Source organism: Klebsiella sp. KPN54798 (genome assembly GCF_021184225.1).
In the GTDB taxonomy this organism is placed as follows: Bacteria; Pseudomonadota; Gammaproteobacteria; order Enterobacterales; family Enterobacteriaceae; genus Klebsiella; species Klebsiella pneumoniae.
Genome location: NZ_CP089234.1, coordinates 2592960 through 2614225 on the forward strand (window position 1 = coordinate 2592960; position 21266 = coordinate 2614225).

The following is a 21266-nucleotide window of genomic DNA, read 5'->3' on the forward strand; positions in this document are numbered from 1 at the left end:
CTGCAATAGTGTTTTCTGCATTATACCGTTTATCGCATCAGCACGCTGTTTTATCCTCAGCCGCCTGTTGTACAGAGGAGGCGCAGTAATGGCGTTATTATTCATTTTATTAGTGATTGCCGGCGGCATGGGATTATCGGTCGAGGCCGGCCTGCTGGGGCCGCTGGCGAGCCAGGTGGGGGATCTGTGGGCAACCATGAGCATCTTTGGGATTGGCGCAGTGTTAACCTTTTTTCTAATGCTCTTTTTCAGCCCGCGTAGCAGCCCGTCGTTCTTTTCTCTGCCCGGCTGGCAACTCACCGGTGGTCTGTTGGGGGCGGGGTACGTGGTGATCTTGACTGTGGCGACGCCGGTGATTGGTATTGCCATGACCATGATCGGCATCCTGGCGGGTCAGGTGGCGAAAAGCCTGGCGATCGACCATTACGGGTTATTCGGCAGCCCACGGCGCAAAATCGATCCGCGGCGCGCCATGGCGCTGATGTTGATTATGGCGGCGTTACTGCTGGTGGCTCTGGGTTAAGGAGGGGAAATGGATACGATAGTGATCATTCTGGCACTGTGCGGCGGCGCATTGCTTAGCGTCCAGGCGGCGATAAATGGCCGTCTTGGCAGCCAGGTGGGGGTGCTGCGCAGCGCCTTTTTAACCTTCGCCACCGGCGCGCTGGTGACGGGATTGCTGATCCTGTTTTTTGCTCCAGCGACGTCGGTAAACCTGCTACAGGTGCCTAAGTGGCAGCTGCTGGGCGCATTTTGCGGCGTGCCCTACATCGTCATTATGGTGCTGGCGGTGCAGCGGATAGGCACCGCTACGGCCACCGTGGCGGTGATCTTTGGCCAGCTGACGATGAGCCTGCTGATCGACAACTTTGGCTGGCTGGGCAACAGCACGATGGCGTTCTCGCCGGCGCGACTGGCGGCGGTGATATGTCTGGCCCTCGCGCTGTACTTAATCTATACCTCAGGGAAGTCGGCTACCTCCCACGTGGCGGCCCGCGCAGAACAGTGAGCTGCGCCGACGCGTCGGGCATCGTGAATATAGCCTGACGCGTCACGGGCAAGGTTAAGAATAACGATCCCTCTAACATGCTGAAACATTTCTGCCAGATCATTAGCAACCTTTCAGTAGGGCTGACGCTGCGATAAGGCTATGCTTCCCGGCCGTTACGCCGTTGGCTTTTCCAGTGATTCAGGTGATGTACCGCTAATGCCCCTTTTGAGAGACGAAATTCGCGACCACTCCGCGGAAGAGATGCTGTTTATCCGCCGGGCCGCAATTGCTTTTCTGCTGGTGGTGGTCTGCTTTGGCGTGCTGATCGTTAACCTCTACCATCTGCAGGTGGAGCAGCACGATTTTTACCAGACCCGGTCAAACCAGAACGACATCAAAATGCTGCCCATCGCCCCCAGCCGCGGGCTGATATTCGATCGCAACGGTATTCCGCTGGTGCAGAATATCACCCTGTATCGCCTGCAGGTGATCCCGAGCAAAATTCCCGATATGGCCGCGCTGTTGCAGCAGCTGACGCCTATCGTCGACCTGACGCCGGACGACATCGCCAGCTTTCGCGACGATATGCACCACACCAGCCGCTACAAAGCGGTCACCCTCAAGTCAGACCTCAGCGATGTGGAGGTGGCCCGCTTCGCGGTCAACGAATTCCGTTTCCCCGGCGTGACGGTGGAGAGCTACCAACAACGGGAATACCCCTACGGCGCAGAGCTGGCGCACGTGGTGGGCTATGTGTCGAAAATCAACGACAGCGATCTGCAGCGGCTGGCGAAAAACGGCGAAGAGGAGAACTACGCCGCCGACCGCAATATCGGTAAGCAGGGCATCGAGGGCTATTATGAAAAAGCGCTCCACGGCACCACCGGCTATCAGGAAGTGGAGGTGGATAACCACGGCCGGGTGGTGCGTCTACTGAAAGAGGTGCCGCCGGTGGCCGGAAAAAACCTCTATCTGACTCTCGACCTTCATCTCCAGCAGTATATTGAGTCGGTGCTGAAGGGACAGCGGGCGGCGGTGGTGGTGGTCGACCCGCGGGATGGCGGCGTGCTGGCGATGGTCTCCAGTCCCAGCTACGATCCTAATCCGTTCGTCAAAGGTATCGGCTATCAGGCCTATAAATCGCTGCTGGAGAATCCGGACCGGCCGCTGATCAACCGCGTCACCCAGGGGCTATATCCTCCGGCTTCGACGGTCAAACCCTATATGGCGCTGTCGGCGCTCTCCGCTGGGGTCATCACCCCGAACACCACCTTCTTCGGGGCGCCGACGTGGACGCTGCCGGGCACGCAACGCCGCTACCGCGACTGGCTGAAAACCGGCCACGGCATGCTCAACGTGACTAAAGCCATCGAAGAGTCAGCGGACACCTTTTTCTATCAGGTCGCCTTCGAGATGGGCATTGACCGGATCCATGAATGGCTGAGCAAGTTCGGCTACGGCCAGTCCACCGGCATCGACCTTAATGAGGAGTACGCCGGGGTGCTGCCCAGCCGGGAGTGGAAACAGCGGGTGCATAAAAAGCCCTGGTATCAGGGGGACACCATCTCGGTCGGCATCGGCCAGGGGTACTGGATCGCCACCCCGATCCAGATGGTGAAGGCGCTTACCACTCTGCTGAACAATGGTAAAGTACAGGATCCGCATCTGCTCTATTCGATGAAGCAGGGCAACCATGTGGAACGTTATCAGCAGCCGGCGAACCTGCCGCAGGTGGGTGACCCGAAATCCCCGTACTGGGGCATTGTGCGCAACGGCATGTATGGGATGGCGAATCAGCCCAACGGCACCGGCTATAAGCTGTTTCATACTGCGCCGTATCAGATCGCGGCGAAGTCCGGGACCTCGCAGGTCTTTAGCCTGAAGCAAAACCAGACCTATAACGCCAAAATGATCCCGGTGCGTCTGCGCGACCATATCTTCTACACCCTGTTTGCCCCTTATCAGCATCCGAAGGTGGCGATGGCGCTGATTCTGGAGAACGGCGGCGGGGATGGGGTGGTGGCCGGACCGACGGCGCGCGCCATCCTGGACCATATTTTTGTCCCGCAGCAGGCATCTTCGGCGGCAGCCGATGTGCCGCAGCGTGACAGCGCCGATGCCCAGTAAGCGACAGGACTTATTCCGCAGGCGCATCGTCCATAGTAATTGGTTATTTGTCCCATCGTCTTCCCGGCGGCATAGTGTTTTACGGGAACATGACCCGGAGCGAGGAGAAAAGGTGACACGTAACCGATTACTGCTGGTCCAGACCGGCACGCCGCCGACGGCCATTCGCCAGGCGCATGGCGATCTGCCGCGCTGGTTTCGCACGCTGCTGGCGCCGTGGCAGACGCAGCTCACCACGGTGCGGGTGTTTGAAGATGAACCGCTGCCGGCGCCGGATCGCCAGACCGTGGCGGTTCTCACCGGTTCGTGGGCAATGGTGTCCGATCGCCTGGCATGGAGCGAACGGACCGCCGACTGGATCCGTCAGGCGGTGGCTATCGGCATGCCGCTGTTCGGCGTCTGCTATGGTCATCAACTGATGGCCCATGCGCTGGGGGGCGAGGTGGCGTATCATCCTGGCGGGCGGGAAAGCGGCAGCCAAACCATTACGCTGTCGCCATGGGGTGTCGATGATCCGCTGCTGAGCGGCCTGCCGGCTACATTTCCTGCGCATCTGAGCCATTTGCAAACCGTGACTCGTCTGCCGGAAGGGGCCACGGTGCTGGCCGCGTCCGCCCACGATCCCCACCAGATTGTGCGCTATGGGCCGCACGCGGTCTCTACGCAATTTCACCCGGAATTTACCGCGCCGATAGCCCGTTCGCTGATCCGCCACCGGGAGGCGGTGCTGCAGGCGGAAGGTATTGACGCGCAGCGGTTACACGACGAGGTGCAGGAGAGCCCGCAGGGCGCGGCGATCCTTACGCGCTTCGTCAGCGCCTTTCTGACCCCGGATGCCCCCGGCCATTAATCCCCTGTCGTGAACAGCACCTGCCAGCGGCGACGCCGGCGGGTCATTTCGCGTGCCAGATCGGCCACCTCTGCAACGCGCAGCGCGTCAACCGCCTGCGGCGTTAGCTCTGGTAATCCATACTCCTGACGCAGGGCGGACAGCGCCCGCGCCTCTGGCGGCCTGCTGGCGCGGATCTGAGCGGCCAGGCGCTGCTGTAGCGGTCTGAAGGTCGCCTCATCCATGGGGGCCAGCTGGCGCAGAAAGTCTTTACCACAGCGCAGCAATTCCCCGGCGCGGCGATCCGGGGACTGGAGCGCCATCAGCAGCCCGTCGCGATCGGCGACCCGCTGATAGCGGCAGCTCACCACATAGCCAATCTGCTGCTCCACCCGCAGGCGCTGGAAAAATAGCGGCTCACAATGCTGCGCCAGCAGCCGCAGGGCCGCCAGCGAGGCGCCATCCGGCAGCGGAATAAAGACCAGCAGCGCCGTATCGCCTCCCGGATAAACCAGACGTTCGACGCCGCGGCGGCAGGGCGCCGGAGCGGGCATCGGCGGATTAACCGGGGCGGTAATCAGGCTCAGCTGACGCGCTACCCACTGCGCATCTTCTGCGCTGCCGCCGGCCAGGGCCGACAGCCATCCTTCCTGATGCCCGGATGTACCCAGCCGTTCGGGGAGTTGAGCCATGAGATGACGGATAGCGATACTTTCCGGCGGTGGGGTCAGCGAGGCGACCGGGAGCGCGAGCTGCCGCAGAATGGCCTGCAGGATCGCCTCCGGCCGTCGGCCGGGCTCCGGCAGCTGGAGGGTCAACTGCCAGCTGCCGTCGAACAGATGCCACTCGCCGTGTCCCCCGGCATGGCGCAGGGCGGCAAGCAGTGGGCGCAGCTGTTCCCCACGCGCCAGCCCCTCGGCCTGATCGGGCGAGCAGTAGAAGGGCGGTCGCAGCAGGAGCCTCGGCGGCTCTTCCGGTAACGGGAGATGGAGCAGCGGCGCGGCTTTCTCCGGGCATTTGGCAACGAGATCGCCAGCGGCCTGCGGATAAAAAGCGAACCCCAGCGCCGGGTCAGACTCAGGGCGGCGGCGCCAGCGGCTAAGCGGCAGGCTAAAGCCCTGGGTGGCAACAGGCTCCCCTGAGGAAACGGTCTGACAGGCGAGGCTGACCGACGGGGCGGCCTGCAGGGCGGCGCAAAAATCGGCGAACCCGGCGGGCGGCGCGCCGGGGGCAAAGCCGAATGCCCGCTGGCGCAGCTGATCGAGAGGCGACAGCGCCTGAAAGCGGCGGTGGGATAGCTGATAGTAGTGTTGCTGCTGCTCAGGCGTCGTTTGCTGGAGCGCCTGCAGCCAGTGGGTTATCTGCCGGTCGACCTCTTCCGGCCGGTCGCTGGCGAAGACCAGCGCCAGCCAGCCGAGGTGCCGATCCTGATACAGCCAGTTCAGCGCCACATCCCCGGCCAGCCGGCGCTGGCGCAGGCCGGCCATCAGGCTGCCGGGGGCTTCATCCAGCAAAAACTCGCGCAGTAACGTGACGTTGTCACTTAAAGCGATCAGCGGGCAGCGCCACAGCGCGGGCTGGCTGGAGACCGCCAGCTGCAGTGCAGTGAACTCGCCCAGGCGCAGCGGCGGCGCCGGCGGCGGAGGCTCGCCTGCGGCAAGCCCGGCGGCGAAACGGGCCGCCAGCTCGCCGAGCGCCTCAAGCGACTGCGGCCCCTGCAGCCAGAGCTGCATTCGCCGGGCGACGTAATGGGTGCGGTGAAAATCGCCTAAGGCGGCCTGCAGCGCAGCGAGATCGCCCGCCAGCGCGTCGGCGCTGCCTACCTGAAAGCGGCGAAACGCCGCGGGCGCGCTGGCGGCGTGGCGCACCGCGGCTTCCCGGCGCGATGGCTCATGCTGCTGGATCAGGCGGTACTCGGCGTCAATCACCGCCACTTCGCGCTGAATATCTTCCCTGAGCAGCAGCGGGGCCTGCAGCATCTCCTGTAGACGCGCGACACCATCAGCCAGAGCATCGGCGGCAACCTCGAAAAAGAACGCGCTATGGCGAGCCAGGGTGGTGGCATTCACGCTTCCGCCCTGGCGCTGCACCCAGCCCATCAGTCGGTCATCATCCTGGTAGCGCTCTCCGCCGTAAAACAGCAGATGTTCCAGCAGGTGCGCCAGCCCAGGGAAGCGCGACGGTTCGTGGTGGCTGCCGGCGGCGACCCGCGCCAGGGCAGCCGCGCGATCCGTCTGCGGCTGATGGACCAGGGTGGCCTGCAGGCCGCCCGGCAAAGTGACGGTGCGGGTCGCCAGCGTCATTACAGGTCCCGGGTTTGGTAGATCAGCTGCGAGCGGGTACGGTTGCGGAACTGCAGCTGGCTGACTTTTATGTCGCTGCAGGCCGCTTCGCGCCGGGCCTCGAGGATTTTGTGATGATGCGGGGATTTGCTGCATACCGGGTCGGCGTTATCGGCGCTGCCGGTCAGCATAAAGGCCTGGCAGCGGCAGCCGCCGAAGTCCTTCTCTTTTTCATCACAGGAGCGGCACGGCTCCGGCATCCAGTCATACCCGCGGTAGCGATTGAAGCCGAATGAGTCATACCAGATCGATTCCAGACTCTGCTCCAGCACCGACGGAAACGCCACCGGCAGCTGGCGCGCGCTGTGGCAAGGCAGGGCGGTGCCTTCCGGGGTGACGCTGAGGAAAATCGATCCCCAGCCGCCCATGCAGCCTTTCGGCCGCTCTTCGTAATAGTCCGGGGTGACGAACAGCAGGTTGGTGAGGTTGCCGCTGGCGGCCATTTTCTGCCGGTAGTCAGCGACCACCTGCTCGGCGCGGGCGATCTGTTCCCGGGTCGGCAGCAGCCCTTCGCGATTAAGAAACGCCCACCCGTAGAACTGGCAGGTGGCCAGCTCAACGTCATCGGCTTCCAGCTCAATGCACAGCTCGATAATTTTATCGAGCTGGTCGATGTTGTGCCGGTGGAGAACGAAGTTGAGCACCATCGGGTAGTCGCGCGCTTTCACGGCTTTGGCCATGGCCAGCTTCTGCTGGAAGGCTTTTTTGTTGCCGGCCAGCGCGGCGTTGAGCACTTCATCGCTGGCCTGGAAGCTAATCTGGATATGGTCCAGCCCGGCCTCGCTGAAGGCGTCCAGTTTGCTCTCCGTCAGCCCTATCCCGGAGGTGATCAGGTTGGTATAGAACCCGAGGTCGCGCGCGGCGCGGATCAGCTCCGGCAGATCTTTACGGGTCAGCGGCTCGCCGCCGGAAAAGCCCAGCTGAACGCTGCCCATCGCCCGCGCCTGGCGAAAGACCTCGATCCATTGTTCGGTGGTCAGCTCCTTATCCTGCCGGGCGAAGTCCAGCGGATTGGAACAGTAGGGACACTGCAGCGGGCAGCGGTAGGTCAGCTCCGCCAGCAGCCACAGTGGCGGATTGACGGTGGGTTTACTCTGGCTCACGGCAGGTGATCCACTTCTGTTGACAGGCGATCTGCAGGAACTCGATGACGTCGTCATCGACGCCGCCGGCTTCCGGGAAACGTTCATTAAGCATGGCGATAATCGCCGCGACGTCGCGCCGGCCATCGACCAGCTCGAGGATCGCCGCGGCGGTCTCATTGAGTTTGGCCATACCCTCCGGATAGAGGATCACATGGCTCTCCTGGGCGGCTTCCCACTGCAGTCGGTAGCCGCGACGAAAGGCAACGATGGACGTTTTTTGCATGATTACACCAGTCGGGTCGTGTGCCAGGCCGCCTTGTCGGTGACCGTGTGATAGGGCGGGCGCTGCAGGGCATAGGCCATGGTCATGGCATCGAGCATCGACCACAGAATGTCGAGCTTAAACTGCAGGATCTCCAGCATCCGGTTCTGTTTTTCAGCGCTGTCGCAGTAGGCCTTCGCCAGCGCCAGGCCATGCTCAACGTCGCGATTGGCCTGGCTCAGACGACTGCGGAAGTAAAAGTAGCCTTCCTCTTTGATCCATGGATAGTGCTGCGGCCAGCTGTCGAGGCGCGACTGATGGATCTGCGGGGCGAACAGCTCGGTCAGGGAGCTGCAGGCCGCCTCCTGCCAGCAGGCGCGACGAGCGAAATTGAGATAGGCATCCACTGCGAAGCGCACGCCGGGCAGCACGTGACGCTCGCTGAGCAGATCGTCGCGGCTCAAACCGACCGCTTCCCCCAGCCGCAGCCAGGCTTCAATCCCGCCGTCCTCGCCGTGGCTGCCGTCGTGGTCGAGGATCCGCTGCACCCATTTGCGCCGGGTTTGCGCATCCGGGCAGTTGGCCATAATCGCCGCGTCTTTCAGCGGAATAGTGGTCTGGTAATAAAACCGGTTCGCCACCCAACCCTGAATTTGCTCGCGGGTCGCGTCGCCGTTATGCATGGCGATGTGGTAAGGGTGGTGAATATGGTAGAAGGCGCCTTTAGCCCGCAGAGCCTCTTCAAAGGCCTGCGGCGACAGCGTGTCAGTGATCAACATGCGGTATCCTGAAGGGTGATTGCCATCCCGTCCCAGCTCACTTCGATCCCCTGTTGCGTTAGCGCCTGGCGCTGGGGAGACTGCTCGTTAAGGATCGGGTTGGTGTTATTAATATGAATGAGAATTTTGCGTTTTGCCGGCAGGGAGGCCAGCAGGGCCATCATCCCGTGCTCGTCGCCGAGCGCCAGGTGGCCCATATCGCGCCCGGTATTGCGCCCGACGCCGGCGGCCTGCAGCTCGTCATCCTGCCAGACGGTGCCATCGATCAGCAGACAGTCCGCTTTTTGCAGCCACGGCAGAAGGGTTTCATCCGGCTCACCCAGCCCCGGGGCATAGAACAGCGTCTGCCCGTTGCGGCGGTTTTCGATAAACAGCGCCACGTTATGACCCGGCAGCGGCCGGTCGCGATACGGCGAATAGGGCGGCGCGTTGCTGGCGATAGGCACCGCGGTAAACTGCAAATCAGGACAGGCGTCAACGGTAAAAGGCTGCTGCGGAGCGATGGGATGATGCACCAGGCCGCCGTTCCAGTGCCGCAGCATGGTAAACACCGGGAAGCCGGTGGAGAGATCCTCATGAACCTCCGGGGTGCACCAGACCTGATGTGGGCAGCCTTCCCGCAGGCTCAGCAACCCGGTGGTGTGGTCGATCTGGCTGTCGGTGAGAATAATGCCGCCGATATGTGTTCCGCGCAGTACGCCGGCTTTATTTAACTCGGGGTATGGGCAATCTGCTGGCTGATATCCGGCGAGGCGTTGCACAGCACCCACTCTTTACCGTTGTCGCTGACGATAATTGACGACTGGGTGCGGGGGCAGCCTGAATGGTGCCATCGCGCAGACCCTGACAGTTGGCGCAGTTGCAGTTCCATTGCGGGAAACCGCCGCCGGCGGCGGAACCGAGGACTTTAATGAACATGAAGACGGACCGGGTAATGAATGAAGGTGCCCGCGCGAACGGCGGGCGGGGCGATTAACGGTTAGAAATGTACAGCGTCACTTCCAGACCGAGACGTAAATCGATAAAAGCAGGTTTCTTCCACATGTTTTGTTCCTCTTAAAAATGACTACAGGCCTCACGGATAATGGTGGATCTGTGACGGCTGCCGCATATTGCGCTTCACCGGGAGAGAGATCAACCCGGAATCTGTAAGGAATTAACTTTATGTTTACAATATAACCTATTGTTGCCAAACATTTTTTAATACCCGTAGCCAGTTACGCCACAGCAGCTTATCCAGCACCAATTGATCATAGCCGCTAGCGCGCAACGTATTGATAAGCCGCGGTAAGCCGGCCACATCGCCCAGCTCGTCCGGCAGGGTGATGCCGTCAAAATCCGAGCCAAGGGCCACATGATCCTCACCCATTATGTTAATAAGATAGTCGATATGCCGGACAATGGTGGTTAAGGGCGTGTCGCTATCGCGCCGGCCGTCGGCGCGCAGGAAAGCATTGCCGAAATTGACGCCCACCACGCCGCCGCTGTCGCGGATCGCCCGCAGTTGCTGGTCGGTCAGATTGCGCGGCTGCGGGCACAGGGCGTGGGCATTGGAGTGGGTGGCCACCAGCGGTGACGTTGCGTGATGGGCGGTATCCCAGAACGCTTTTTCATTCATATGAGACACGTCCATCTGCATCTTCAAGGCATTGACCTGCTTAATCAGATCGATACCTGCCGCTGTCAGTCCAGGCCCAGTGTCCGGGCTACCGGGAAACGAACCGTTAACGCCGCTGCCGAAGCGGTTCGCAATGTTCCAGAACGGACCAATGCTGCGGACCCCGGCGGCATAAAAGGCCTGCAGGTCGCGGCCCTCGCCATCAAAACCTCCGGCACCCTCAATATGCGCCACCATCGCCAGTACCTTATCCTCGCGGCAGCGTTCGATATCCGCCGCGCTCAGACACAATCTCAAGCGTCCAGCGGAGTGGGCGATAAGTTGCTTCAGGATGGCCAGTTGCTGCCAGAGGATATCGATCGGATCCCATCGTTGGCTGGCGTATTGCGGCGTCATACGGGCAATATATTCCTGCGGTGGCACGAATAGCGCGAATAGCCCGCCGGCAAATCCGCCTTGCAGCATGCGCGGATAGTCGAGATGGCCGTTCTCTATCCCGGCAAAGAAGGCGCTCACCGGATCCGCGCGATGGTGAAGCCAGAGATTCAGCAGCAGGTCATTGTGACCATCAAAAATCGCCATAGCGGGTTCCTGCGTTCTCAAGTGGTGAAAAATGCCTGCCACGGTAACGGATTTATCTCCCGGGGCAAGCATAAATTCACATGCCCGCAACAATTGCCAACCTCGACTTTGTATCACACTGTATCTCGCGGCGCAGCGCTGACATTAAGAGATAAAAATGGCCCCGGTCGGGCACATGGCGGATACAAATTTCCGTTTTACTGGTCACGTACTCTCTTGATGACGATAAAAGGTGAGAAAACGATGAACAGATTATCCCTGATCCGCTATACCAGCGCCGTGGCGCTGGGGTTATCCACCCTGTGGTCCGCCGCCGTTTGCGCCGCTGAAGACGCGGGGGCGTTCGACAAGATCCAGCAGATCCGCGCCGGCGACCTGAATATTGGCTACGTGGATATCGGCCCGCGCGACGGCCAGCCGGTGATCCTGCTGCACGGCTGGCCCTACGATATTCAGAGCTATGCCCAGGTGGCGCCGGCTCTAGCGCAGAAGGGTTACCGGGTGATCGTGCCGTATCTGCGTGGCTACGGCACGACCCGTTTCCTCTCCGCCAGCACGCCGCGTAACGGTCAGCCGTCGGCGATGGCGGCCGATATTGTCCATCTGATGGACGCCCTTAACATCAGGCAGGCGGATCTGGCCGGTTTTGACTGGGGCGCGCGCACGGCGGATATCGTCGCCGCGCTGTGGCCGCAGCGGGTGAAATCCCTGGTCTCGGTGAGCGGGTATCTGATCAGCAGTCAGCAGATTGGCGAAAAACCGCTGCCGCCGCAGGCTGAGCTGTCGTGGTGGTATCAATTCTATTTTGCCACCCCGCGTGGGGAGGCCGGTTACCGGCAAAACACCCACGACTTTGCGAAATTTATCTGGCATCAGGCGTCGCCGCAGTGGCAATTCAGCGACGCGACCTTTGCCAAAACCGCCCGGGCGCTGGATAACCCGGACCATGTGGCGATCACCATCAGCAACTACCGCTGGCGCCTGGGGCTGGAGAAAGGGGAAGCGAAGTATGCCGGCTATGAACAACGGCTGGCGGCGTTACCGCCGATAACCGTGCCCACCATCACCCTGGAAGGGGCGAATAACGGCGCGCCGCATCCGGCTCCCGCCAGCTACCGTGCCAAATTTACCGGTAAATATGAGCACCGGGATCTGCCGGGAGCGGTGGGCCATAACCCGCCGCAGGAGGATCCGACGGCGTTTGTGCAGGCGGTGGTGGACGCCGATCGTTTGTAACCGGCGCCTTGCCGGCGGCGCGACGTTGCGCTTCCGGCAACACGGCTTATGCTTGTGAAGAGTTTATTTTGCCGCAGGAGCAGCCTTTGGAGCGTATTGACCACATCCTGGTCGTCGACGACGACCGCGACATCCGGGAACTGATTGTCGACTATCTGGAAAAATCGGGATATCGCGCCAGCGGCGCGGCGAACGGCAAAGCCATGTGGTCGGTACTCAAAAACCATCAAATTGACCTGATTGTGCTGGATATTATGATGCCGGGTGAGGATGGCTTAACGCTCTGTCGCCAGCTGCGCGCCAACCCGCAGCAGGATATCCCGGTGCTGATGCTCACCGCCCGCACCGATGACAGCGACCGGATCCTCGGCCTGGAAATGGGGGCTGACGATTATCTGATTAAGCCCTTTGTGGCCCGCGAACTGCTGGCGCGCATCAAAGCCATTTTACGCCGCACCCGGGCGCTGCCGCCCAACCTGCAGATCACCGAGACGGGCAGGCTGATCGCCTTTGGCGACTGGCTGCTCGACACTGCCGCTCGCCATTTGCTGGACGACAGCGGCGCCATCGTCGCCCTCAGCGGGGCGGAGTATCGGCTGCTGCGGGTGTTTCTCGACCATCCCCAGCGGGTGCTGAACCGCGATCAGCTGCTCAATCTGACCCAGGGACGCGACGCGGAACTGTTTGAGCGGTCGATTGACCTGCTGGTGAGCCGACTGCGCCAGCGGCTACGGGAGGATGCCCGCGAGCCGGCCTACATTAAAACGGTGCGCAGCGAAGGCTATGTGCTGTCGGTGCCGGTCTCCATTCGCGAGAGGCATGAATGAGGTTCTGGCCCGCCTCGCTGCAGTCGAGGCTGATGGCGCTGCTGTTTCTGGCGCTGCTGCTGGCGAATACCTTAACCCTGTCGCTGCTGTTTTATGAGCGTATGAGCAGCGCTCGCAGCGTGATGCTGGGGAATCTGGCTTCCGATGTCGCCACCAGCGTGGCGATCCTTGACCGCCTGCCGGCCGCTGAGCGGCCACAATGGCTGCCGAAGCTGGCGCGCGGCAATTATCGCTATCTGCTGGACGCCGGGGAGCGCGGCGATTACCCGGACAGCTGGCGCGCCCGGGACGCAGCGCGCTCCCTGCAGGAGGCGCTGAGCGCGCAGTATCCGGTAAGTATTGTGGCGATCCCCGGCCCGCGGCAGCATATTCAGGCCCATATTACCCTTCATGACGGCGCGCCGTTGACCCTCGACCTGTGGCCGAAACTACCGGCCATCGCCCGCTGGCTGCCGGTGGTGCTGATCGCTCAGTTTGTCCTCCTGCTGGCCTGCGCCTGGTACGCGGTTCGCCAGGTATTGCTGCCCATCTCCCGCTTTACCCACGCGGTAAATGCCCTGGAGCCGGCCAGCGACACGGCGGGAACTATGGCCGAGCAGGGGCCGGAGGAGGTGCGTCGCGCCGCCCGCGCGTTTAACGCGATGCAGGCGCGCATCCACGATCATCTGCAGGAGCGAGCGCGGATCCTTGCCGCCATCTCCCACGATCTGCAAACCCCGATAACCCGAATGAAGCTGCGGGTGGAGATGGCCGACCAGCCGGAACTGCGCGGCAAACTGCTGCAGGATCTCGACAATATGACCCGTCTGGTGCGGGAGGGCATCGCCTTCGCCCGCACCTCGCAGCCGCTGGAGGAGGCGCGACAGCGGCTGAATCTCGATGCGTTTCTCGACACTATCGTCTGCGATTATGCCGATGTCGGCCGGCCGGTCCAGTTTTGTCCCGAAGAGACCGCCGGGGTGGTGTGGATCCCGCCGCAGGCTCTGCGCCGGGTGATGACCAATCTTATCGATAACGCCTTGAAATTCGGTACGACGGCCACGGTAACCCTGACCCGTGACGCCGTGGGAGATATCACCCTTCATGTGCTGGATGAGGGGCCGGGGATCCCAGAGGCCTCGCTGCAGGCGGTGCTGCAGCCTTTTTATCGCCTGGAGGACTCGCGCAATCGCGATACCGGCGGCACCGGCCTGGGGCTGGCGATCGCCGCGCAGCTGCTCAGCCAGATGGACGGCGCGCTGCGCCTGGCCAACCGCCCGCAGGGCGGCCTGGACGCCAGCGTTCGCCTTGCCGCGGCGGGATTGTATCCTGCTGTATCTCCGGGAAAGACGGATAACTAAGCCGACAATTCTCCCCCTTTCCCGACACATTCGCCTTACATGGCCTTGCTGTAATGTCGTGGCTGCCACTCTCGGCAGCGACGGCATAATGAGGAGAAGGCGATGTCGATATTAATTGCATTTTTGGGCGGAATGTTAACCCTGCTGAGCCCCTGTACGCTGCCGGTGATCCCGCTGCTGTTCGCCAGCGTCCGGGGCCGCCGGGGACAGCTGTCGATCATGCTGGCAGGAATGGCGCTGATGTTCGGCGCTGTCTCCTGGCTGGTGACGGTCGCCAGCGGCTGGGTGGTGAATCTGACCCTCGCAGGCCGCGGTCTGGCGCTGGCGTTCTTCGCCCTGGTCGGGCTGAGTCTGCTTTCGCAACGCGTCGCGCAACGGCTAACCTCACCCCTGGTGACGCTGGGGAATCAGCTTAACGATGCCAGTTCACGCCAGCGCGGCTGGATCGGTTCTCTGCTGGCCGGGCTGGCGGTGGGCCTGCTGTGGGCGCCGTGCGCCGGGCCGGTATTGGGGGCGATACTTAGCCTGGGCTTTGTGCATCCGGGGCAGGCGACTACCGGCGGCTTGCTGCTGGCCTACGGCAGCGGCGGGGCGCTGATGTTATTCCTGCTGGGGTGGTGCGGGGCGGCGTTGATCACCAGATTGCGTCGCGGACAGGCGTTCGGCGAACGGCTGCGCCGGTTGGCAGGGGGGGCAATGCTGGCCTCGGTGGCGCTGATCGCCAGCGGCGGCGATCGCTATCTGCAGAGCGCTGGTGGACTGAGCCAGGCGCTGGAGCAGCGGCTGGCCGCCCGACTGCCGCAGCCGGAGCAAAAGACCAGCCTCCAGCCGATCGCCGCGCCGCAGCCCAGCAGCGCGATGCCCTCTCTGGCGGGGGGCAGCGCATGGATCAACAGCCCGGCGTTAACTCCGGAGCGTCTGAAGGGCAAAGTGGTGCTGGTGGATTTCTGGACCCGGGAGTGTATCAACTGTCAGCATACCCTGCCTTACATGCGCGACTGGGCGAACAAATACCGCGCGGCAGGCCTGGTGGTGATTGGCGTTCATACCCCGGAATATCCCTGGGAGCGTTCGTTGCCCCTGCTGCGCCAGGCGGTGAAGGACTGGCGGATAACCTACCCGGTGGTGGCGGATAATGAGTACGCCATCTGGAACGCCTTCGGCAATCAGTACTGGCCGGCGCATTACATTTTCGACGCTCGCGGGCAGCTGCGTTATACCGCATTCGGCGAAGGGGATTATGCCCGCCAGGAGCAGGTGATCCAGCAGCTGCTGCAGGAGAGCAAAGCCTGACCCGCGGCGCAGGCGTCTGGCGGACGGAACCCTCCAGCCCTTATACCTGATGCCGGGCGGCGCTGCGCTTGCCCGGCCTACATGAGCGCGCAGGGAGAATGTAGGCCCGGTAAGGCGCAGCCGCCACCGGGCATTGAAGCGGGAGAGGCGCAGAATGCCCATTGTCGGTGGCAGCCGGGCGGTTCCCTTCATCCCTTGTGCCTGTTGCCGGGCGACGCTGCGCTTGCCCGGCCTACAGGAGCGCGCAGGGAGAGTGTAGGCCCGGTAAGGCGCAGCCGCCTCCGGGCATTGAAGCGGGAGAGGCGCAGAATGCCCATTGCCGGTGACTGCCGGACGGTTCCGTTCATCTCTTGTGCCTGTTGCCGGGCGGCGCTGCGCTTGCCCGGCCTACATCAGCGCGCAGGTAGAATGTAGGCCCGGTAAGGCGCAGCCGCCACCGGGCATTGAAGCGGGAACGGCGCTGGATGTCCATTGCCGGTGACTGCCGGACGGTTCCGTTCATCTCTTGTGCCTGTTGCCGGGCGGCGCTGCGCTTGCCCGGCCTACAGGAGCGCGCAGGGAGAGTGTAGGCCCGGTAAGGCGCAGCCGCCACCGGGCATTGAAGCGGGAGAGGCGCAGAATGTCCATTGCCGGTGACTGCCGGATGGTTCCGTTCATCTCTTGTGCCTGTTGCCGGGCGGCGCTGCGCTTGCCCGGCCTACACGAGCGCGCAGGGATGGCGTGACAGTGTCACCTGTCGAGCCATCCCTGCAGGGCCTCGGTCATCAGTTCGCCGAGCAGCGCCACGGCGGCGGAATGCGATTCCTCACGCGGGGTTTGTCGCAGGCTGACGGCCAGACTTCCTGGCGCTGGCAGCAGTCCTCCTGCAGGGCGCAGGTTGCCTGGCATGCCGATGCGGGTGCGTATCGTCAGGCCCAGCCCGGCCTGCACCGCCGCCCAGATGCCGCTCAGGCTGTGGCTGACGAACACCACCTGCCAGGGGATCCCCGCGGCATCGAGACAGGCAATGGCGCGGGAGCGCATCAGGCACGGGCTGTCGAACATCACCAGCGGCAGCGGCTCGCCGGAGACCAGCAGAGCGCGAATATCCAGGTCAGGATGCGCAATCCACGCCAGCGGGCAGAGGCCCAGCCCGGGACCCTGATCTTCGGTTTGCCACAGCAGCGCCAGATCCAGCGCCTCTTCCGCCAGCGCCTGGCGCAGCGGACCATTGCGATCCACCCTGGCGACTATCCGCACCTGCGGATGATGCCGTTTAAATTGCCCGAGGATCCCCGGCATCAGCGATTCGCCAAAATCTTCCTGCATACCAAGGTGGATCTCGCCGGTGAGCCGCTCACCCTGCAGCGCGCGCAGGGTTTCATCATTGAGCGCCAGCAGGCGTCTGGCGTAGCTCAACAGCTTTTCGCCTTCCGCGGTGAGCACCAGATGCCGCCCCTGTTTGGTCACCAGCGCCGTACCGCACTGGCTCTCCAGCTTTTTAAGCTGGGCGCTGACCGCGGAGGTGGAACGCGACAGGCGCAGCGCTGCCTGGGCGAAACTGCCGCACTCCATGCCGGTCACAAAGCTGCGCAGGGCGTCGAGATCCAGCCCTGGTAAGCGTTTCTCCATCATTATCCCCATTTTCAGGACGTTTATCCTGAACGTCGTTATTCTCGGGATAATACTGTGGCATCGCGAGAGGCAGGGGTCAACGGGCCCTGCGAAGAGAGCATTAGCGGTGCGGAAAGAAATAAAAAAAGCCGATAAGGACATTATCGGCTTATTGCAGGCAAGGCTGACAGCGGGGCGGCAGGCGCCGCCTCGCTAAGGCAGGTTATTGCGCCAGCAGCTCCTGAGCGGTGCGCTCCACCAGGTTCAGCAGAACCTTCACGTCATCCAGCGTCACCACCGGGTTCAGCAGAGTCAGCTTCAGGCAGGTAACGCCGTTGTGCTCGGTTACGCCGACGTTAGCGCGGCCGGAGGCCAGCAGGGCGTCGCCGACGCGCTGGTTGAGCAGCGCGATAGCCGCCGCGTCGCTCCCGGCCATCTGCGCCGGACGGGAACGGAACAGCACGCTCGCCAGCTGCGGCTGCATCACCAGCTCCAGCGTCGGCTGCGACTTCACGTACTCCGCCACGTTTTTCGCCATCGTGACGCCGTGATCGATGATCGCCGCATACTGTTTCTGGCCCAGCGCTTCCAGACCCATCCACAGCTTCAGCGCATCGAAGCGACGGGTGGTCTGCAGCGACTTAGACACCAGGTTCGGTACGCCGTGTTCTTCATCGAACTCGGAGTTCAGATAGGCCGCCTGATAACGCATCAGCTCGTAATGGCGCGCGTCCTTCAGCAGGAATGCGCCGCAGCTGATGGTCTGGAAGAACTGCTTATGGAAGTCCAGGGTAACGGAATCCACCAGCTCCAGACCGTCAAGGTAGTCGCGATACTGCTCAGACAGCAGCAGGGCGCCGCCCCAGGCTGCGTCAACGTGCAGCCAGATCTGATGTTCCGCAGCGATACCGGCGATGTCGCGCAGCGGGTCGATAGCGCCTGCGTCGGTGGTGCCGGCGGTGGCGACGATCGCCATGATCTGCTCGCCGTTAGCCTGCGCTTGCGCAATCTTCGCCTGCAGGTCGGACACGTCCATCCGCGCGAATTCGTCGGTTTTCACCAGCGTTACCGAGCGGTAGCCGAGGCCCATCAGCGCCATGTTCTTCTGCACCGAGAAGTGGGCGTTTTCCGAGCACAAGACTTTGTACTTGCGGATATCCCCCGGCAGCCCATCCTGCTGGATGGAGTGGCCCTGACGGGCGAAGAAGGCGTCGCGCGCCAGCATCAGGCCCATCAGGTTGCTCTGGGTGCCGCCGCTGGTGAAGACGCCGGCGTCGCCCGCCGGAAAACCGACCCGGGCGCGCAGCCATTCGATCAGCTTCATCTCGATAATGGTTGCCGACGGGCTCTGATCCCAGGAGTCCATGCTCTGGTTGGTGGCGTTAATCAGCACTTCCGCCGCCTGGCTAATCACCAGGCTCGGGCAGTGCAGGTGCGCCACGCACTGCGGGTGATGCACCGACAGGCTGTCTTTCAGGAAGTACTCGATCGCACGATCAATCGCCGCCTGGTTACCCAAACCCTGTTCGTTAAATTCTAGGGAGATACGCTCACGCAGCTCGTCAACGCTTTTCCCCTGATACATCTCAGGTTGCTTCAGCCACTGCACAACGGCCTGGCTGGTCTGCTCGATAACCTGCTGATAGGCTTCAACGCTCTGCGCTGAACCAGCAAGAATCGGATTCAATGTGGACATGGCGGTCACTTACTCCACTCAGACCGGTTTTACGCCGGCGGCCAGCAGGGCCTGTTCAAATTTGTCGAGGAACACGTCCAGCTCCGCGTCGCTGATCAGCAGGGACGGCAGCAGGCGCAGCACGCAGCCGTGACGACCGCCACGCTCGAGGATCAGGCCCGCTTCGAAGCATTTCTTCTGCAGCAGGGCAGAGAGTTCGCCGTCAGCCGGGTAGCAGCCCATGTGATCCTGCGCTTCGTTCGGCTTGACGATTTCGATACCGATCATCAGACCGAGACCGCGAACGTGGCCAATCACCGGGTAGCGTTTCTGCAGCTCGGCCAGTTTACCTTTCAGCCACTCGCCCTGGGCGGCGACTTTGTCGGCGATCTTGTTGTCGCGCAGATGACGCAGGGTGGTCAGGCCGGTGGCCATCGCCAGCTGGTTACCGCGGAAGGTGCCGGTGTGGTGACCCGGTTCCCAGGCGTCGAACTGCTTTTTAATGCCCAGCACCGCCAGCGGCAGCCCGCCGCCAACCGCTTTCGACATCACGATGATGTCCGGCTGAATACCGGCGTGCTCGAAGGCGAAGAATTTACCGGTACGGGCAAAGCCGGCCTGCACTTCATCGACGATCAGCAGAATGCCGTGCTCTTCGGTCACTTTGCGGATGCGCTGCAGCCACTCGACCGGCGCCGGGTTCACACCGCCTTCGCCCTGCACGGCTTCAAGGATCACCGCCGCCGGTTTACGGACGCCGCTCTCCACGTCGTTGATCAGGTTTTCGAAGTAGTAGGTCAGGGCCTTCACGCCGGCTTCGCCGCCGATGCCCAGCGGGCAACGATACAGGTGCGGGTAAGGCATGAACTGGACTTCCGGCATCATGCCGTTAACCGCCGCTTTCGGCGACAGGTTGCCGGTGACGGACAGCGCGCCGTGGGTCATCCCGTGATAGCCGCCGGAGAAGCTGATCACCGCGGTACGACCGGTGTATTTTTTCGCCAGCTTCAGCGCGGCTTCCACGGCGTCAGCGCCGGACGGGCCGGTGAACTGCAGGCAATATTCTTTCCCTTCGCCCGGCAGGCAAGAGAGCAGGTATTCGGAGAAGCGATCTTTTAACGGGGTGGTAAGATCGAGAGTATGTAACGGCAAGCCGCTGGTAATGACACTTTGGATGCTCTGCAATACATCAGGGTGGTTGTGGCCCAGAGCGAGAGTACCGGCGCCCGCGAGGCAGTCCAGGTACTGTTTGTTATCCGCATCCGTCAGCCACACGCCTTCGGCTTTAGTGATAGCCAGCGGCAGCTTACGCGGGTAACTCCTGACATTCGATTCGAATTCGGCCTGACGGGCCAAAAAGGTTTCGTTGTTTGCGTCTAATAAATCGGCACGTAAAGTATCAATACGGACTTTATCCGTCATCATATCACTCCCACAACCAGCATTGCGGTTGAACGCTGGTTGAATAATTGGTGTAAGAAATTGAATTGGCATTCATAAAGCGCGCACAATATATGGCTTTTTAAATCCGCATTCAACGTTTTATTGATTGCGCTATTTTGACGTTATTCTTACCAGGGGCAAAATTAACGTAACTTGCTGAATTATAATAGAACAACGCTCTGTCACTATAACCCTTTAAAGTGTAATTATTAGTGAGAAAGTCTCTATATTTTTATTGCCGCTACGTTAAAGCGCTGACGGAATGCCTTCCGTCAGCGATAGCAAGACTCAATGCAGTTCCACCGCATAATTTGTTAAAGGTGTGACTTTTTTCACCAACTTATTGTTATATAAAAACTGTTCATAAGCTTCGTAGCGCGGTTTATCCAGCGCCGCCGGATCGGTGGCGAACAGGGGCACGGTTTGCAGCCACGCCTGGTGGTTGAGTTCGGTCCTAAGCTCCGGGTGGGCGGCGGCAAACGCCTCCCAGCACTCCTGCGGATGGGCGCGCAGATAGCTCACTCCGGCCTGCAGGGCGGTGAGGAATTTACGGATCTTGGCCTCATGAATCGCGTCGCGATGGGCGACAATCACCAGCTCGTCATAGGCCGGCACGCCGTAATCTTCGACGTTCATCACTACCGGCGTTTTGCCCTGCAGCTTCAGCTCCTGCGCTTCTATATTACGGTAGCCGCCGATGACCGCGTCCACCTGGCCCGCCAGCAGGGCGCTGGTCAGCTGGAAATTGACGTTAACCAGTTTGATACTGGCCGGATCGATCCCCGCGTGTTGCGCCATGGTCGACAGGGTGGCCTGCTCAATGCCGCTGACCGAGTAGCCCACCTTCTTGCCTTGCAGATCTGCCGGGGTTTTGATCTGCTTATCCAGGGCGATAACCGTATTCAGCGGCGAATTAATCAGTGTCCCTACACGCACCAGCGGTAACCCTTCGTCAGCAAAAAAGTGCACCTGCGGCTGGTAGGTGATGGCCAGATCCGCTTGACGGGCGGCCACCATGCGCGGAGGCAGCGCGGGATCGGAGGGAGGGACAATCTTGACGTCCAGCCCCTGAGCCTTAAAGGCGCCGATCTGCTCGGCCACCATAATCGGCGCATGGTCGGGGTTAATGTACCAGTCCAGGACCAGCGTCAGCGGTTCATTGGCCAGCGCGTGGCCGCTGACCAGTGCCGTCAGGGTTGCCCCGGCGAAAAGCGACTTTTTCATCTGTTTTCCTTTATTACTTC

General features: G+C 61.8%; 18 protein-coding genes and 1 pseudogene. 8 read left to right on the forward strand and 11 right to left on the reverse strand.

The window, feature by feature from the left end:
• Nucleotides 1–88 precede the first annotated feature (88 nt).
• The 4 genes from LPQ25_RS12520 to LPQ25_RS12535 all read left to right on the forward strand — a co-directional run bounded on the left by LPQ25_RS12520 (nt 89) and on the right by LPQ25_RS12535 (nt 3968).
• Nucleotides 89–523 carry a DMT family transporter gene (locus tag LPQ25_RS12520; RefSeq protein WP_002905764.1) on the forward strand — a complete coding sequence of 145 codons (435 nt, stop codon included), beginning with the start codon at nt 89–91 and terminating at the stop codon, nt 521–523.
• Between the two features lie 9 nt (nt 524–532).
• The gene (locus tag LPQ25_RS12525; RefSeq protein ID WP_004200007.1) at nt 533–1009 is read left to right on the forward strand and encodes a DMT family transporter; all 477 of its coding nucleotides are present in this window, start codon (nt 533–535) and stop codon (nt 1007–1009) included.
• Between the two features lie 198 nt (nt 1010–1207).
• A complete protein-coding gene (mrdA, locus tag LPQ25_RS12530) occupies nt 1208–3118 on the forward strand; it encodes a penicillin-binding protein 2 (protein ID WP_002905759.1) in 1911 nt (636 codons plus the stop codon).
• Nucleotides 3119–3230: 112 nt separating this feature from the next.
• The gene (locus tag LPQ25_RS12535) at nt 3231–3968 is read left to right on the forward strand and encodes a glutamine amidotransferase (protein WP_015874828.1); all 738 of its coding nucleotides are present in this window, start codon (nt 3231–3233) and stop codon (nt 3966–3968) included.
• Here the strand turns inward: LPQ25_RS12535 and pqqF are convergent.
• The 7 genes and pseudogenes from pqqF to LPQ25_RS12570 form a co-directional block, all read right to left on the reverse strand.
• The gene (gene pqqF, locus LPQ25_RS12540) at nt 3965–6250 is read right to left on the reverse strand and encodes a pyrroloquinoline quinone biosynthesis protein PqqF (protein ID WP_015874827.1); all 2286 of its coding nucleotides are present in this window, start codon (nt 6248–6250) and stop codon (nt 3965–3967) included. The two genes, LPQ25_RS12535 and pqqF, sit on opposite strands and share 4 nt — an antisense overlap.
• Nucleotides 6250–7392 carry a pyrroloquinoline quinone biosynthesis protein PqqE gene (gene pqqE / locus LPQ25_RS12545; protein WP_004184158.1) on the reverse strand — a complete coding sequence of 381 codons (1143 nt, stop codon included), beginning with the start codon at nt 7390–7392 and terminating at the stop codon, nt 6250–6252. Before pqqE ends, pqqF begins: the two co-directional genes overlap by 1 nt.
• Nucleotides 7379–7657: a pyrroloquinoline quinone biosynthesis peptide chaperone PqqD gene (gene pqqD, locus LPQ25_RS12550; protein ID WP_004143686.1), complete on the reverse strand. Its 279-nt coding sequence runs from the start codon at nt 7655–7657 to the stop codon at nt 7379–7381. The genes pqqE and pqqD overlap by 14 nt, the downstream gene beginning before the upstream one ends.
• A gap of 2 nt (nt 7658–7659) precedes the next feature.
• Nucleotides 7660–8415 (reverse strand): pyrroloquinoline-quinone synthase PqqC, encoded by a 756-nt coding sequence (pqqC, locus tag LPQ25_RS12555; RefSeq protein WP_004143685.1) that lies wholly within the window; start codon nt 8413–8415, stop codon nt 7660–7662.
• Nucleotides 8409–9333, reverse strand: a pseudogene (gene pqqB, locus LPQ25_RS12560) (pyrroloquinoline quinone biosynthesis protein PqqB). The gene pqqC and the pseudogene pqqB overlap by 7 nt, the downstream one beginning before the upstream one ends.
• Before the next feature lie 54 nt (nt 9334–9387).
• The gene (gene pqqA / locus LPQ25_RS12565; protein ID WP_002905689.1) at nt 9388–9459 is read right to left on the reverse strand and encodes a pyrroloquinoline quinone precursor peptide PqqA; all 72 of its coding nucleotides are present in this window, start codon (nt 9457–9459) and stop codon (nt 9388–9390) included.
• Between the two features lie 136 nt (nt 9460–9595).
• Nucleotides 9596–10615, reverse strand: coding sequence for a dipeptidase (locus LPQ25_RS12570; protein ID WP_014907544.1), 1020 nt, complete (start codon nt 10613–10615; stop codon nt 9596–9598).
• Between the two features lie 243 nt (nt 10616–10858).
• Between LPQ25_RS12570 and LPQ25_RS12575 the strand changes: the two genes are divergently transcribed.
• The 4 genes from LPQ25_RS12575 to LPQ25_RS12590 all read left to right on the forward strand — a co-directional run bounded on the left by LPQ25_RS12575 (nt 10859) and on the right by LPQ25_RS12590 (nt 15311).
• Nucleotides 10859–11851, forward strand: coding sequence for an alpha/beta fold hydrolase (locus LPQ25_RS12575; RefSeq protein ID WP_004180015.1), 993 nt, complete (start codon nt 10859–10861; stop codon nt 11849–11851).
• Between the two features lie 86 nt (nt 11852–11937).
• On the forward strand, nt 11938–12678 hold the full coding sequence (locus LPQ25_RS12580; RefSeq protein ID WP_014907545.1) for a response regulator: 741 nt from the start codon (nt 11938–11940) through the stop codon (nt 12676–12678).
• Entirely contained in the window at nt 12675–14018 is a 1344-nt protein-coding gene (locus LPQ25_RS12585) for a sensor histidine kinase (RefSeq protein ID WP_014907546.1), read from the forward strand. The genes LPQ25_RS12580 and LPQ25_RS12585 overlap by 4 nt, the downstream gene beginning before the upstream one ends.
• A gap of 102 nt (nt 14019–14120) precedes the next feature.
• Nucleotides 14121–15311: a cytochrome c biogenesis protein/redoxin gene (locus LPQ25_RS12590; protein WP_048333510.1), complete on the forward strand. Its 1191-nt coding sequence runs from the start codon at nt 14121–14123 to the stop codon at nt 15309–15311.
• Nucleotides 15312–16040: 729 nt separating this feature from the next.
• Here the strand turns inward: LPQ25_RS12590 and LPQ25_RS12595 are convergent.
• The 4 genes from LPQ25_RS12595 to LPQ25_RS12610 form a co-directional block, all read right to left on the reverse strand.
• Nucleotides 16041–16934: a LysR substrate-binding domain-containing protein gene (locus LPQ25_RS12595; protein ID WP_014907548.1), complete on the reverse strand. Its 894-nt coding sequence runs from the start codon at nt 16932–16934 to the stop codon at nt 16041–16043.
• Nucleotides 16935–17127: 193 nt separating this feature from the next.
• Nucleotides 17128–18609, reverse strand: a complete 1482-nt coding sequence (locus LPQ25_RS12600) for a pyridoxal phosphate-dependent decarboxylase family protein (protein WP_004217942.1) — start codon at nt 18607–18609, stop codon at nt 17128–17130.
• 9 nt (nt 18610–18618) lie between these two features.
• A complete protein-coding gene (locus LPQ25_RS12605) occupies nt 18619–20004 on the reverse strand; it encodes a diaminobutyrate--2-oxoglutarate transaminase (RefSeq protein WP_002905540.1) in 1386 nt (461 codons plus the stop codon).
• Between the two features lie 306 nt (nt 20005–20310).
• Nucleotides 20311–21246, reverse strand: a complete 936-nt coding sequence (locus LPQ25_RS12610; RefSeq protein ID WP_014907549.1) for an ABC transporter substrate-binding protein — start codon at nt 21244–21246, stop codon at nt 20311–20313.
• Between the last annotated feature and the right edge of the window lie 20 nt (nt 21247–21266).

Bases quoted from the DNA above. Each gene is read 5' to 3' on its own strand.
- LPQ25_RS12605 (WP_002905540.1), bottom strand. From the start codon at position 20,004: ATGATGACGGATAAAGTCCGTATTGATACTTTACGTGCCGATTTATTA.
- pqqF (WP_015874827.1), bottom strand. From the start codon at position 6,250: ATGACGCTGGCGACCCGCACCGTCACTTTGCCGGGCGGCCTGCAGGCC.
- mrdA (WP_002905759.1), top strand. From the start codon at position 1,208: ATGCCCCTTTTGAGAGACGAAATTCGCGACCACTCCGCGGAAGAGATG.
- LPQ25_RS12525 (WP_004200007.1), top strand. From the start codon at position 533: ATGGATACGATAGTGATCATTCTGGCACTGTGCGGCGGCGCATTGCTT.
- LPQ25_RS12590 (WP_048333510.1), top strand. From the start codon at position 14,121: ATGTCGATATTAATTGCATTTTTGGGCGGAATGTTAACCCTGCTGAGC.
- LPQ25_RS12520 (WP_002905764.1), top strand. From the start codon at position 89: ATGGCGTTATTATTCATTTTATTAGTGATTGCCGGCGGCATGGGATTA.
- LPQ25_RS12570 (WP_014907544.1), bottom strand. From the start codon at position 10,615: ATGGCGATTTTTGATGGTCACAATGACCTGCTGCTGAATCTCTGGCTT.
- LPQ25_RS12575 (WP_004180015.1), top strand. From the start codon at position 10,859: ATGAACAGATTATCCCTGATCCGCTATACCAGCGCCGTGGCGCTGGGG.
- LPQ25_RS12595 (WP_014907548.1), bottom strand. From the start codon at position 16,934: ATGGGGATAATGATGGAGAAACGCTTACCAGGGCTGGATCTCGACGCC.
- LPQ25_RS12610 (WP_014907549.1), bottom strand. From the start codon at position 21,246: ATGAAAAAGTCGCTTTTCGCCGGGGCAACCCTGACGGCACTGGTCAGC.
- pqqD (WP_004143686.1), bottom strand. From the start codon at position 7,657: ATGCAAAAAACGTCCATCGTTGCCTTTCGTCGCGGCTACCGACTGCAG.
- LPQ25_RS12585 (WP_014907546.1), top strand. From the start codon at position 12,675: ATGAGGTTCTGGCCCGCCTCGCTGCAGTCGAGGCTGATGGCGCTGCTG.
- pqqC (WP_004143685.1), bottom strand. From the start codon at position 8,415: ATGTTGATCACTGACACGCTGTCGCCGCAGGCCTTTGAAGAGGCTCTG.